This is a genomic window from Exiguobacterium profundum (assembly GCF_042652865.1).
GTDB classification, from domain to species: Bacteria; Bacillota; Bacilli; order Exiguobacteriales; family Exiguobacteriaceae; genus Exiguobacterium; species Exiguobacterium profundum.
The window spans coordinates 1,637,618-1,651,312 of the sequence record NZ_JBHSHG010000001.1; the positions used below are offsets into that span (position 1 = coordinate 1,637,618).

General features: G+C 52.2%; 13 protein-coding genes. All 13 read right to left on the reverse strand.

Annotated features, from left to right (window positions below):
• Positions 1-15: 15 nt before the first annotated feature.
• The 13 genes from ACFO4U_RS08360 to ACFO4U_RS08420 all read right to left on the reverse strand — a co-directional run bounded on the left by ACFO4U_RS08360 (position 16) and on the right by ACFO4U_RS08420 (position 13,658).
• The gene (locus tag ACFO4U_RS08360) at positions 16-993 is read right to left on the reverse strand and encodes a glycosyltransferase family 2 protein (protein ID WP_214690498.1); all 978 of its coding nucleotides are present in this window, start codon (positions 991-993) and stop codon (positions 16-18) included.
• Positions 994-1,007: 14 nt separating this feature from the next.
• Positions 1,008-2,120 carry a polysaccharide biosynthesis C-terminal domain-containing protein gene (locus ACFO4U_RS08365; protein WP_215243660.1) on the reverse strand — a complete coding sequence of 371 codons (1,113 nt, stop codon included), beginning with the start codon at positions 2,118-2,120 and terminating at the stop codon, positions 1,008-1,010.
• Positions 2,084-3,340, reverse strand: coding sequence for an ATP-grasp domain-containing protein (locus ACFO4U_RS08370; RefSeq protein WP_251131789.1), 1,257 nt, complete (start codon positions 3,338-3,340; stop codon positions 2,084-2,086). Before ACFO4U_RS08370 ends, ACFO4U_RS08365 begins: the two co-directional genes overlap by 37 nt.
• Positions 3,249-4,484 (reverse strand): glycosyltransferase family 4 protein, encoded by a 1,236-nt coding sequence (locus ACFO4U_RS08375; RefSeq protein WP_251125262.1) that lies wholly within the window; start codon positions 4,482-4,484, stop codon positions 3,249-3,251. Before ACFO4U_RS08375 ends, ACFO4U_RS08370 begins: the two co-directional genes overlap by 92 nt.
• Before the next feature lie 5 nt (positions 4,485-4,489).
• Positions 4,490-5,533, reverse strand: coding sequence for a polysaccharide biosynthesis protein (locus ACFO4U_RS08380; RefSeq protein ID WP_159562892.1), 1,044 nt, complete (start codon positions 5,531-5,533; stop codon positions 4,490-4,492).
• Positions 5,534-5,639: 106 nt separating this feature from the next.
• On the reverse strand, positions 5,640-6,278 hold the full coding sequence (locus ACFO4U_RS08385; protein WP_214690495.1) for a sugar transferase: 639 nt from the start codon (positions 6,276-6,278) through the stop codon (positions 5,640-5,642).
• A 3-nt stretch (positions 6,279-6,281) separates the two neighbouring features.
• Entirely contained in the window at positions 6,282-7,433 is a 1,152-nt protein-coding gene (gene wecB, locus ACFO4U_RS08390) for a non-hydrolyzing UDP-N-acetylglucosamine 2-epimerase (protein ID WP_215243659.1), read from the reverse strand.
• A gap of 11 nt (positions 7,434-7,444) precedes the next feature.
• Positions 7,445-9,007: an oligosaccharide flippase family protein gene (locus ACFO4U_RS08395; protein WP_214690493.1), complete on the reverse strand. Its 1,563-nt coding sequence runs from the start codon at positions 9,005-9,007 to the stop codon at positions 7,445-7,447.
• A gap of 18 nt (positions 9,008-9,025) precedes the next feature.
• The gene (locus ACFO4U_RS08400) at positions 9,026-10,072 is read right to left on the reverse strand and encodes an EpsG family protein (RefSeq protein WP_214690492.1); all 1,047 of its coding nucleotides are present in this window, start codon (positions 10,070-10,072) and stop codon (positions 9,026-9,028) included.
• 15 nt (positions 10,073-10,087) lie between these two features.
• Positions 10,088-11,014 carry a glycosyltransferase family 2 protein gene (locus ACFO4U_RS08405; protein ID WP_214690491.1) on the reverse strand — a complete coding sequence of 309 codons (927 nt, stop codon included), beginning with the start codon at positions 11,012-11,014 and terminating at the stop codon, positions 10,088-10,090.
• Positions 11,011-12,225, reverse strand: a complete 1,215-nt coding sequence (locus ACFO4U_RS08410; RefSeq protein ID WP_214690490.1) for a glycosyltransferase — start codon at positions 12,223-12,225, stop codon at positions 11,011-11,013. The genes ACFO4U_RS08405 and ACFO4U_RS08410 overlap by 4 nt, the downstream gene beginning before the upstream one ends.
• A 10-nt stretch (positions 12,226-12,235) precedes the next feature.
• Entirely contained in the window at positions 12,236-12,934 is a 699-nt protein-coding gene (locus ACFO4U_RS08415; protein WP_074035895.1) for a CpsD/CapB family tyrosine-protein kinase, read from the reverse strand.
• A complete protein-coding gene (locus tag ACFO4U_RS08420; protein WP_214690489.1) occupies positions 12,900-13,658 on the reverse strand; it encodes a YveK family protein in 759 nt (252 codons plus the stop codon). Before ACFO4U_RS08420 ends, ACFO4U_RS08415 begins: the two co-directional genes overlap by 35 nt.
• Positions 13,659-13,695: the final 37 nt, after the last annotated feature.

Sequence of the window (13,695 nt, forward strand, 5' to 3'; positions counted from 1 at the left end):
CCCCTTTCCTTTCGCTTAAGCGAATGCTCGGTTTCGTACTTTGATCAGCCACTCCGTTAAATGCGGCTGCTTGATCATCAGGTAAGGTCGGATTCGATCGATTCCGACGAATCGATCGAGATACGCGTCATACCGAGTGGAACGTAACACATCATACTCTCCTTTCAATCGGTGAAGCCCCACTTCAAAAGAGATTCGTGATAACTCTAAATCCTGATGGTATTTCCCATCGGTATAGGCATCAAATAAGTTGATAAAATGAATGAAGTCCTCATGTCGCTTCACGTCACGTTCGACATTCCCCTCGTTCCACATGGTCGTCGCCGACCCTTCCACCTCGTAGCGATAGACACTCATCACTTCCGGCATGTAGTAGGCGTATCCCCTGCTCGTGATATACAAGCGAATCGATGCATCTCGCGCCGGCGTCTCCTCGAGCCATCGCGGGGCGTCACGGAAATCGTTCACATACAACATGGACATCGTCGGAACGAACCCGAGTAACTGTAATTCTCCGGCATCATACGTCCGGGGCACGGATGAAGCAAGCTTTCGATTTTCCGGCATCCATGGAATGACGTGCCAATTCGTGTGGAGCTTCCCACCTGTCTCGACGTACGCATCGTGGAAACAAAGCGTACAGTCCGGATGGGCTTCCATATAGTCGACTTGTTTTTGCAGTTTGTACGGGTCGGTCCAGTAATCATCGCCCTCACAAACCGCGATGTATTTGCCGCGTGCCCGCTCCTCGTTCAACCGGGCGATGAACACGCCTTTTGAATATTGATTCTCCGTCTGATAGATGACGTTGAATTTTTCAGGATATTTCTGAACGTATTCCCGGATGATGTCTGCCGTCCGATCCGTCGAGGCGTCATCATGGATCAGAATCTCGACCTCGAAGTTCGTGCGCTGTGACAAAAAGCCTTCAATCGCCTGAGCGATGTACTTCTCGTGATTGTATGTGATGCAGTTGATGCTCACCATGACCATGATGAATCCCTCCTTTATGAGACTTCCGCGTCCTGTGCGACAGTGGCTGGATAGGTGTCCGGTTGACTCGCGTCGAACGGCTCGTTCACCCACATCACCGTCACTAAATCTTTCACGCCCGTGTTTTCAATATGATGGACGTAACCTGGCGGAATCTCGATAACTTCAAGCTGTTCTTCACTGACATGGAACGAGATGATCTGATTTTGGTCCATCAACCGGAGCCGAATCACGCCCTCACCGCTAACGACGATGAATTGCTCATGTTTCGACTCATGCCAGTGCTCCCCTTTTGTGATTCCGGGTTTGGCCACGTTGACGGAGACTTGACCACGGTCAGGCGTCTTGAACAGTTCTGTGAACGATCCCCGCACGTCCTGATGCATCAAGAGAGGCGTGACCATCCGTTCTTTCGGCAAGTAACTTAAGTACGTGCTGTACAGCTTTTTCGTAAAAGGATCCGATACATCCGGTACCCCTCTAGCCATTCGGACCGCTTCGAACGATTCAATCATTCGGGCAAGGTCGAATAATGTGATCTGGTGTGTCGGGACATCTGAATCGGTGCTTTCTGTTTTATGCAACGCCCCTACAAACGATGCGACGACGTCATCGACATGGGCGAGCGTCAACACGTGATTGGGATGTGTGACCGTGATGTCCTCTCCTCGTGCAATCTGATAACAAAACGTCGTGACCGCACTGTTATAGAATGGTCTCCCCCATTTGCCGAACAGGTTCGGGAGCCGATATATGTGAACCGGTGCCCCGCTCCGTTGACCGTACAGCCGCAAAATGTCCTCCGCTTCTCGTTTACTGTTTCCGTAAGGATTGTCTTGAGTCGCTTGAATCGATGAGGCGAAAAAGACGGGGACCGGATTATAGGACAGCAATTCGGTGGCGATCGCCTCGGTCAAGTCGACGTTTCCCGTCGTGAATTCTTCGACTCGTTCGGGACGGTTCACTCCGGCCACATGATAGACGGCGTCCGCTCGACGCAGATAGCTGCTTCGTTCCACGGATGAGGTCGAACGGGTGATCGGGAGGACGAGATGCCCAGCCCGCTCCAAGGCGTGGACGAGGTGTCTGCCTAAAAAACCGTTCGCACCGGTGACGACGATGTCCATGATTCTCCCTCCGTTTCTTCGGTCGACTTGATGTGTAAGGTCAGCCATCGCTCGGGATGTTCGACGAGTCGAAGCATCGTCTCGACGTCTTCAAACTCTAGAATCAAACTACCGAGTGCTTGATTTGCCCCTTCGAAGCGCGGTACCACATCTCCGACGTTGTAATAGATGTTCGCTTGTCGAATCGTATATGCGTCCTCATCGAAATGGACACCCATGAATCGCCCCGTTTCTTGACTGCCGATGATGAAATAGGCGGACGGTACGGTCACTGGTTTCATCTCGATCGTCACCGGTATCCCGAGTGCGACATCAATCGTCGCCTGGACCAAGTCGACGCCTGTCGCTTGTTCGATGATTTGTGGGATGTAATTCCCTCCGTTCCGTGGACCGATATCCATCAGATAGACGTCTTCTCCTTTGACGAAGATGTCGAAGTTGAACGCGCCTTGCTTGAAGCCGACTTTAGTCAACATGCGTTGCAACGTCTCATGGACTCGCTCAAGCACGTGAGGCGGATGGACACTCGGGAAACTCGCACTGATCGGGGCGAACGGGTTGACTCCGTTCACATTGAAGTGTCCGTTTCCGAAACAACGAAACACCAACTCCCCGTCGACGACAAATCCATCACCCGCTAATTGATAGCCGTCTCGGGTAATGAACTCCTCCACGACTACTTCCTGATTGAATGACATCGTAAATGCCACTCGAAGATGGCGACGAAGCTGCTCAATCCCGTTCCCCCGACTCCATTTGTTGACCCCTTTACTCCCAGAGGCGTCGGCCGGTTTGATGATGTACTCGCCCGCTCGATTCCGTAACGTTTCGACGGCTATTTCTAGTTCGGTAAACGCAAAGGCTTCCGGGACGGCAAAGCCATGTCGCTGTAGGAATGTTCGAAACTTCGCTTTATTCGTCAACGTTTCGACCGTTTCTAGCGAGTTCGTCACTAAACCGAGCGCTTCTCCGACATAGGCGGCCGTTCGCGCCGCCGGGTCGGAGGCATAAGCGACAATCCCATCGATGCCTTCTTCTCTCGCGATGGCGAGGACTGCTTCCCGATCAAGCGTGCTCGTACAGTAATAGCGATCGGCCACGAGTCGACCTGGATTATCCGGTAGATAGTCACAGAGAACGGTGAATATCCCTTGTTGTTTCGCTTTTTGGATGATGGGAACTTGATGCATCGCGCCCCCGAGCAACATCAGCTTCAGCATGGTGAGAATCTCCTTTGCGATAAAGTGGTTGGAGTAAATCGGCGTAGATGGCAGCAGTACTGGCGTTCAGTCGCGGTGTCACGAGTTCTTTCGATTGTTGTCCGTGAGCTTTCAATTTTTCAGGATGTTCCAGATACCGCTTAAGCTCGGTCACGAGTGACGCCACCGTCGGTTCGCATTTGTAACAGTTAATGCCTTCGTGCAGATGTCTCTCAACGTTGTTGACGTCATGGCTGACAACAATCCCCATCCCGGACGCGCAGGCTTCAATGATGCTGATGTTCCCGTTCGAATAGGTCGCCGGTAATACGAGGATGTCCGAACTCCGGTAAACGAGATTCAATCCTTCCCACGACTCGATTTCGTCAAGGAACGTGACGTCCTTCAACTGCTCGTCCTCGATATATCGCCGACACGCATCTGCGAGGTGTCCGTCGCGATTGAGCGACATGGAAAGGTTCGGATATTCTTCTTTCAAGATTCGATACGCCTCCAAGGCGACGAGCGGTTGATAACGTTCAATTAAGCGATTGGCAAACAACAGATGAATCGGGTCATTTGGTCCTTTCTGACGCAATGGGTGCGACATATGCGTCTCGATATCAATCGGATAGGGCGCCGAGACGACTCGTTCGGAAGGGAAGCCTAGTTCCTTGATAAATTGATCGCGTGCGACGTTTCCCATTCCGAAAATCAAATCGGTCCGCTTGAACAGTCGATGAATCCGTGTGGTCTTGTGCAAGCCGTTTTCTCTTGTCAATAACGTCGATTCGCCGCTCGTCTCACCTCGAACGTTTCGGATTGGCTCGCTCATGACGACGACGCGCACCCCGAACAGTTTGACAATTTTTAAGAGAATTGCGTGAAACGGGGTAAAGCCGGCTAGTAGCAAGATATGCGGTCGAAACCGGATGAGTTGGACAAACACATCGAGTGACAGATAGTTCGTCTTTTTCGAGAAATAGGAGCCTCTCAAGACGCGACAGCGTTTACCAAGTGGGATGACCCACCAATCAGGACGTTGATCCGTGATTTGTCTATAAAACCAAAACTCAGTATCAAAATATTTATGGAGCGCGTCAGCGAATTTCACTTGATACGGGGAAGCCATATTGGATAAGAAGACGATTCGTTCTCTGGTCATCACACTCACCCGATTCGTTTCGCGGAAGCGGGAATCGTCCATTTCGCGAGTTCTTCCTGGATGTAAGGTAACGTCAACAAGAGTTCCTTCACTTCCTCCACATCGAGCTGTCTCGTATTGTTCGAGTTGTACTCGCCTTGAGCAGTCAACTCCTGGCTGCCTTCACTGAAGTACTTCTCGTAGTTCAAGTCACGATTGTCGGCCGGGACGCGGAAGAATCCACCCATGTCCTCGGAGACGACTTTCTCTTCCCGGGTCATCAACGTCTCGAACGCTTTCTCACCGTGGCGGGTCCCGATGACTTTGATGGGGAGATCGACCCCGAACAGTTGTTTCACGGCTTCCGCGAGCACACCGATTGTCGAGGCAGGTGATTTTTGGACCATGATGTCACCGGCATGCGCATGATGGAATGCGAAGACGACGAGTTCGACCGCATCGGCCAAGCTCATCAAGAAACGCGTCATGAGCGGATCGGTCACGGTGAGCGGCTCCCCTTTTTTGATTTGCTCCACGAATAATGGGATGACCGACCCACGCGAGGCCATCACGTTCCCGTAACGGGTCCCGCAGATGAGCGTCCGGTCTGGTCCGACCGCACGGGCCTTGGCGACGAAAACTTTTTCCATCATCGCTTTGGAGATTCCCATCGCATTGATTGGGTAGGCCGCCTTATCCGTCGAAAGACAGATGACCTTCTCCACACCCGCTTCGATGGCGGCATTCAAGACATTTTCCGTACCGAGAATATTCGTCTTCACCGCTTCGATTGGGAAAAACTCACACGAGGGAACTTGTTTTAGTGCCGCTGCATGGAAAACGTAATCGACCCCATACATGGCATTTTTGACACTGTTCGGGTCCCGTACATCGCCAATGTAGAATTTTAACTTGTCATGATGATAGCGATTGCGAATGTCTTCTTGTTTCTTCTCATCCCGTGAAAAGATGCGAATCTCTTTGATGTTCGTATCGAGGAATCGCTCCATCACGGCATTGCCGAACGATCCCGTCCCACCCGTGATGAGCAATGTTTTATTGGAAAACATAAGAAGGCTCCTTTCGTAGCTGTCTAGTCTCAGATGTAGGAAGAGCGGTATGTCATCATTTACCCGGTTGGTCTCACTTAAATTGGTAACTTAATGGAAACCGTTATCATTTTTTCGCAACATGCATCATCTTCTTTTCTTCAGACGTCGGGCTCGGTGGTGGCGCCCCTTCCACGATTCCTTCCCGGAGCAAAACGTTCCTGACGGTCAAGGCGATACAGCGCAGATCGAACCATAAGCTCATCTGGCGAACGTATTCCCCGTCGAGTTTCGCCTTCATCTCAATCGGAAGCTCATCGCGCCCCTTCACTTGTGCCCATCCGGTCAGCCCCGGCAGCGCTTCTGTCGCGCCTACCTGTCGACGGGCCTCGACCAAGTCGTCTTGGTTCCACAGTGCGGGTCTCGGTCCGACGATGGCCATCTCGCCTTTTAAAATGTTTACGAGCTGTGGCAATTCATCGAGACTCGTCTTGCGAAGAAACGCCCCGACGCGCGTGATGTGTTTCGTGGAGTCGTTAAACAGATGTGTCGGGACATCGTTCGGGGTGTCTTGATGCATCGTCCGGAACTTATACATCCAAAAACGTGTCTCCCGTAACCCGATGCGCTCCTGTTTGAAAAAGACGGGACCCCTCGAATCGATTTTGATCAAGAGGGCGATGAGGAGCAGAAACGGTGCGAGAAGAAGGAGCGCGACTCCGCTGAGCGTCCCGTCAAAAACTCGTTTGAACGTCATATAGTCCATGGCTCACACCTCTTTCTTCTCGGTCGACACCGGATGTTGCTTCCACACTTCTCGCATCACATAGTCCGTGTAGGACAGCAAGATGCGGAGCACTTTATCGGAGACGTTCGGCATGGCATAATCGTTCACGAGTCGCATCGGACCTTCCGTCTCTTCTAAGATTCGAAGCGCCTGAAGCACCCGTTCCCGCTTCAATCCGACCATCATCGCTGCCCCTTCCTCCATCGCCTCCGGACGCTCATGCGCTTGTCGGATATTCAATCCTTTGATTCCAAGAATCGAGCTTTCTTCACTGATCGTACCGCTGTCCGACAACACGGCCTTCGCATGGAGTTGCAGGTGGACGTAGTCACTGAAGCCGAGCGGCTTGAGGGTACGAATGTTTGGATGGAGACGCACCCCACTCTCACGAATGCGTTTTGCCGTCCGGGGATGGGTGCTGACGATGAGGGGGAGCTGGTACGTGGTCGCGACCGCATTGAGCGTGTCGACGAGATCGAAAAAGTTCTCGTCATCACTGATGTTTTCATCGCGATGGGCCGATACGACGAAATAGGCATCTCGCTCCAAGTCGAGCCGTTCGAGCACGTCTGACCGCTCGATCTTCTCCCGTTGACGATGGAGCACCTCGTACATCGGGCTCCCCGTCTTGATGATGCGGTCCGCCGGTAACCCTTCACGAAGCAGATACTCGCGTGCGATGTCACTATAGGTCAGATTGATGTCGGCGATATGGTCGACGATGCGACGATTCGTCTCCTCCGGGACCCGTTCATCAAAACAGCGATTCCCCGCCTCCATATGGAAGATGGGAATGTGATGACGTTTTGCGGCGATGGCTGCGAGACAGCTGTTCGTGTCCCCGAGTAGCAAGACCGCGTCCGGACGCTCGGATGTGAGCACGGGATTGATGGCGATGAGGATATTGCCGATCGTCGCCATCGGACCATCCGCCGAGGCGTCTAACACATAATCCGGTGTCCGCAGGCCAAAGTCTTCAAAGAAAATCTGATTCAATTCATAATCATAGTTTTGTCCCGTATGAACGAGCACATGATCGATTGCCTCGGAGGCTTCGAGACGTGCCATCACGGCGGACAATCGAATGATTTCGGGTCTAGTACCAACAATCGTCATGACCTTGAGTCGTTTCATCTTGTTCCCTCCTAGGATGTGTGGTGAATGGATAGGATGCGTAGTTTCAATTGAGCGAACACTTGGCGGAACATGGCTTTCTCCGTTTCATCAAATGCGAGTCCCCACATGATGATGGCGTATATGCTGATGAGCACGATTCCCTTCAAGCCGAAGCCGAACCAGTTCGAGGACGGGAAGAAGAACTGGATTCCCCAGCCGATGAGCGTGTACAGGAGAATACCGGGCAAGAGTTTCAGATGGCATTTGCGGAAAAAGCCAAGAATGTCGAGACCGAGGACCCGATGATAAATCACGTTCATATAGAAGACGAGACCGACGATGTTGCCGATGCAAATGGCGATGGCCGCACCAATCGGACCAAAGTGTGGAATCAACAGTGGCGAGAGCGTCATACTGATGGCGGCCACGATAAGGGCTGCGAACGCCCGATACTTCACCTTGTTTTCGGCAATGAGTGTCGTGTTGCCGATGTCTTGCGTCAACGTGATCACACTCGGTGCAATCAAGAGAAGCGCGATCACGTAGGAGTCGGTGAAGTCTGGTCCGACCCATAGGTGCATGAACTCTCGACCGAGGATGAAGAACGAAGCGAGAATGAGTCCGACGATATACAGTTGAATTCGACCGATGCGGACGAAGAGGTACCCGATGGCCTCACGATCGTTTCGGGACAACATCCGACTGACCTTCGGAAGGAACAAATAGCCGAGTGAAGCCGCAATGGTCCAGACGTATCCTTCGATGACCATCCCGACGGAAAAGAGGGCAATCGACGCACTGCCTGCTAGAATCCCTAGCAGGCTCGGGGTGATGTTCAACACGAAGCGTTGGGCAACGAGCGTGATCGTGCTCCAGGATGTGAAACTAAAGATGTCCCGATATATTCCTTTCTCTCGATTCTGAAAGTTGGCGCGGACGAGAGTCTTGCGCCGAATGAAGACGTATTCAACGAGTAAGACGATTGTGCCGACCAGCGCATTAACGATGACAAGGGCATACAACCCATAGCCGAGAAGAAGTGCGGTGACCATCAAAGCGACCGTCCCGACCTTCTCAGCAAGATGTAAGGCACTCGAGAAGAGGAATTGTTCATGGGATACGAGAATGCCAGAGAATGGCTTCGTCGGGAACGAGACGACGATGAACAGTCCCGCGATGACATAGAGCACTTTCAACTGTTCGAGTTCGGTCGCTGTCAAACTCGAGTAAATCGAGTCCAAGAAGAAGTAGACGACGGTGAGGATGAGGAAGAGGACGAGTGAGATGGCGATGAACAGTTTATAGGCGATGCCTAAAAATCGTCCTGCCCGCTCGTGGTCCCCCTCCGCCATATACTTGCTCATGAATCGTGAGACGGCCGCATCGAGCCCGAAGTCCATCGCGAACATACTGATGAGAGAGATGGTCAGCATATACAACCCGTAACTCGCCTGCCCGATTTCATGAATCATCCACGGCGTATAGATGAGACCGGATAAGATGCCGAAAAAGATCTGTGTGTAGGACATGACCGCTCCAATCTTGATTTTGCGGTTACTGGCTGCCTCGTCTAGCGTCATGCGTGTCGACATATGCTTCACCTCCTCGTTTTACCAAAAGAACGAATACACCGGCGCTTCGCGAATAAACAAGAGACCGAGCAACATAACTGCCGAGTAATAGACGACGAGTCGTTCCCGCCGCTCGAACGTGCCGACAATCTCTGGAATCATCAACAATAGGAAGAGTGAAAAGTATTGGACGAGCCGCATCATGGACGGGTTTAAGAATGTCAACGGCAAGAGACAGGCGGCGAGTAACAACGCATTGAAGAAATGGATGGCGGATGGATTGTTCGCTAAAATTTGATCTTTTCGCCATAGTGCCATGAAGAGAACAGAGAGCAACATCAGACTGAAGTTGACCGCCCCGGCCCCTTCCATGGCGCTGTAGGTTTCATAGCCAGACACTTGAACGAGCAGATCGAAGAACGAATTCCGGAAGACGAACAATCCGATGACGACCCCGAACATGGTCATCAAATACGCTTTGGTCAGTTGCTTGTTCGCTAAAAAGTAGAACGGGACGAAGATGAGCGAGGATTTATGAATCGTCATGGCGATGCATACGAGCAGAAGGAACCAGCCCAACTTCCGCGCCCGCACGAAATGGTATCCGACGAGCACGACGAGCGCGGTCGCCACCGTTTGGCGTAAGCCGGTGACGGCGAAGAATTCGTAGAAGAGGACCGAAAAGAGCAGGAAACTGATGAGCGGTTCGCTCGAGTATTTGTAGATGAAATAGCCGAGTGGGATCATGAAAATCATCGCGATGAGCACGAGATACACTTGATAGTCCGTAATCACATACTGGATGAGACGTTGGAACAGGTAGAAACCCGGGTCCTCGCTCTCAGTGAAGACGATTTCAAAGAAGCGGTCGGTGAACGCACCGAGCGGTAACGTTTGCGACTGAAGGAAGAGTGCCTTGTACTGCGCGGTATCTGCCCCGACGGTGACGTCTCGGAAGCCTGACAAGACGATCCATTGAATCGTGGCGAAAGATACGAACCAAGCACGGCGACTCGGAATCTCGTGACGGATCAACAACAGTCCCCAACCGACCAACAGCGCCATATTGACTAAATAGATCGTCATCTCAACCCCTCCTTTCTAACGATAAATCAGATTGGTCATCCCTCGATATAGAGACAGCAGGTTTGAAAACAGGATACCGTTCCAGCGAAGCCACCGATATTCCAGCGGTCCAAAGTAACGATTCACATCATGTGTCGTTAAGTACTGTTCCCGTACGTCCGCCGCATTTTCTTTAAACGTGTGCTTCAGAATGATGGCGGTCAATTCCTCTCCGTTATCACGCACCTCGACGTCCTGGAGTAGCCGCTTCAGATAGCGATTCGATTCCATCGTGGCTCGATATGCGATTTTTTTCGTCTGTTGCTCGCCGTGAATCCGTGAATAGACGAGCGGCTCACGCATCACGTAAAAGTCGAACCCATCGAGCGCCAACTCGACCCAGCAGATCCAGTCTTGAATGAAGCGGTCCTCTAACGAAAAACGCCGATGTTCGAACGCTCGTCGCGGAATCAAGAGCGCGCATCCGTTCAAAGTCGAGGACAACAGCAAGTGACGGAACATGTCCTGACTCGAATAGAATCCGCTCACTTTCCGTTGCACCCGTCGGATTGCCTCCCCATTTTCGTCAATGAACGCCGTCCCTGTGACGACGATTGTCTGGTTCATCGGGAGATGTTGCTCGTGCAATGCGGCGAGCTGTCGTTCGATCTTTGTCGGTTCGTACACGTCATCGTGACTGAGCCAGGAGAAATAGTCTCCGTTCATTTCTTCAATCCCACGATTCAACGCACTCGAGACGCCCCCATTTTCCTTTTCCACGTAGCGAATTTTCTTGCCGTAACTTGTCGCAATCGCCGCCGTTTTCCCGTCATCAGTCGAGCCGTCGTTGACGACGATCACTTCAATCGAAGGATGCGTCTGGGCTAAGGCGCTGTCGATACATGTCCGTAAATAATCGCTCCCGTTATAGACGGGGATGATGATGGATACGAGTGGTGTCATAAAGCGTTCCTCACTTTCTCGGTTTGCAGCTCCTCATACACGTGCAGGTAGTCCTCCGCCCGGTCGAATAAGTCGAACCGTTGACGCGCTTCGTTCGCACAAGCGATTCGTGAGATCGAGGCGTGATGGAGACGATCGAGTCCGTCCATTACATCTTCGACCGATCGCGTGGCGACGACGACACCGGTCCGTTCTGTCACAAGTTCCGGACTGGCCGTGGAATTGAGGACGAGAACTGGCGTGCCACAGGCGAGTGCCTCTGCCGTCACGTTTCCAAATGATTCTTCCTCTGACAGGTTCAACAAGACGTCTGCCGCGGCATAGTAAGAAGCCAATTCGCTCGGGTCATGTGTCTCCTGAACGTGAAGCACATTCGCCGGCAGGTCATGTTGTTCAGGCATCTGTCCGACTAAGACGATTTGGTCGGACGGTCTGGCCGTGGCCAACTCCATGAAGGCAGACAATCCTTTCGCCTCCGTCCAATGGCTCGCCACACCGAGAAGAATGTGTTGTCCCGTCAACCCGAGGCGTGCCCGAAGTGGGGCTACCTCTTTCGGTGTGAACGTCTCCAAATCGACCCAGTTGTAGATGCGACGAATGATGGAGGCGTGTTGCAGAATCGAGAAGTGGGCTTCCATCGTGATCCAATCCGACACTCCCACTACTGCCAAGCGTGGAATGGCGTCGTACCATTGGCGCTTGTCCGCCAACATCTCGCCGGTCCGGTCTAAAAACCAGCTCGGGATGTCTTCTTTTAAGAGCGGGCATTGTCCACATCCATCCTTCCAGCGCGTACATCCGACCGCCGTATAGTGGGTACATTTCCCGGTGAATAGCCAGCAGTCGTGAAGCGTCATGACGGTGGCGATGTCCTGCTTCGCCAAATACTCAAACAACGTCTGAAGATGAAGGTAATTGGCGTGAAGATTATGAAGATGAACCACGTCCGGCCGAAAGCTGTCCATGAAGGCAATCAAGTCAGCGGTCGACCGTTTAGACGTGTACCCTTGGCGCCCCGTCACGCGGGCGTGGAGCGCATGTCGCTTCGTTTCCCACGCCTGTCCGACTACCACACTCGTCTCGGTCACCGGTCCGGTCGCATGGGCGATTCGGACGTTGTGTCCGTAAGAGGCATGAACGGATGCGAGCTCTTTACACATCCGACCGGTGCTTTTCACTTCGTTGATGGCATTGATGTGTAGAATATTCATGTCCGAGACCTCACTCGTATGCGTAGTAGGTGTTGTTATCACGAGAAGAACGTTTGTTGAGGACGAGGCCGAGAAGTTGTGACCCGGTCCGTTCAAGTTGTTCTTTCGCCTTCAGGACGAGCTGACGATCTGAGTTCTCGCAACCGATCACGAGAATCGTCCCATCGGATACGTTGGCCAACAGTCGAGCATCGGCGACGTGCATCATCGGAGGTGTGTCGACAATCACGATATCAAACTGTTCACGCAAATCACTCAGGAGGTCCGTCATGCGTGACGAGGCGATCAGTTCGGTCGGATTCGGTGGAATCGGACCGGCCGCCAGCAAGGTCAGACGCGGAATATCCGTTTTTTGGAGCGCATGTTCGAGCGTGACGCGACCGGCCAATACGGTAGACAATCCCGCATGTGCTGACATCTGAAACGTTTGGTGTGCCGTCGGTTTGCGCATATCACAATCGATGATGACGACATTTTTTCCGAGTTGCGCATAGACGACCCCTAGGTTTGCCGCCGTGGTCGACTTCCCTTCCCCGGACGAAGCGGAAGTGATCGTGATCATCTGTAACTTATGGCCGACGGACGTGAACTCCAGATTGGTCCGAATTGTCCGATATTGTTCAGAAATCGGTGACTTCGGATTCGCCAACGTGACGAGATCCCGTTTTTTATAATCAAGACGATTGGCGTTCTTTTTTCGACCGAACATGCGAAACGTCTCCTTTCACTTGGGGTGTCGCTTCTTTCACATTTTTCGTTTTCAAATCCCGGCGTTCGATTGTCGGAATCGATCCGATGACTGGCAAATCCAGCAACCGTTCCGCTTCTTGCTCATTCCGGATGCGTTTATCAAAGACGTGGCGTAATAGACCGATGAATCCACCTAACAAGAATCCGGCGAAAAGACCGATTGCCGTGTTGAGCAGTACGTTCGGTGAGACAGGCGCTTCCGGAATTTCGGCTGGAGATAAAATTCGAACGTTGTCGATGTTCATCAGATCCGGAATTTCAGAAACGAACACTTCACTGATCACATTGGCCGTTTCCGCTGCCACGACCGGGTCGTTCGCGGTGACGAACACATTGATGACTTGCGATTCCTCTTCACTTTCTACGGTGAGTGCATCCGAGAGCGGGTCTGGTGCGCTCGGCACCTGTTCTTTGACTTTCTCAAGAACAGCCGGGCTCTTCATGATGACGCGATACGTATTGACGAGTGAGAGCGAGGATAACACTTCCGAACTGTCTACGCGGTTGTCTTCTTGTTGTGTAACGAGTAGCACTTGTGTGGACGCCTCATATTTCGGCTGGATGAATGAAGTGCTCAAATAGTAAGCTAAGAGTCCGACGAGAACCATACTCACGAACATCCATTTCTTACTTTTCTTGAGAACTTCCACGAGATCGCCCACGATCGTCGTTTGTTCCTTCATGTTGGTTTCCTCCCTACAGACAGATTAAATGACCGAA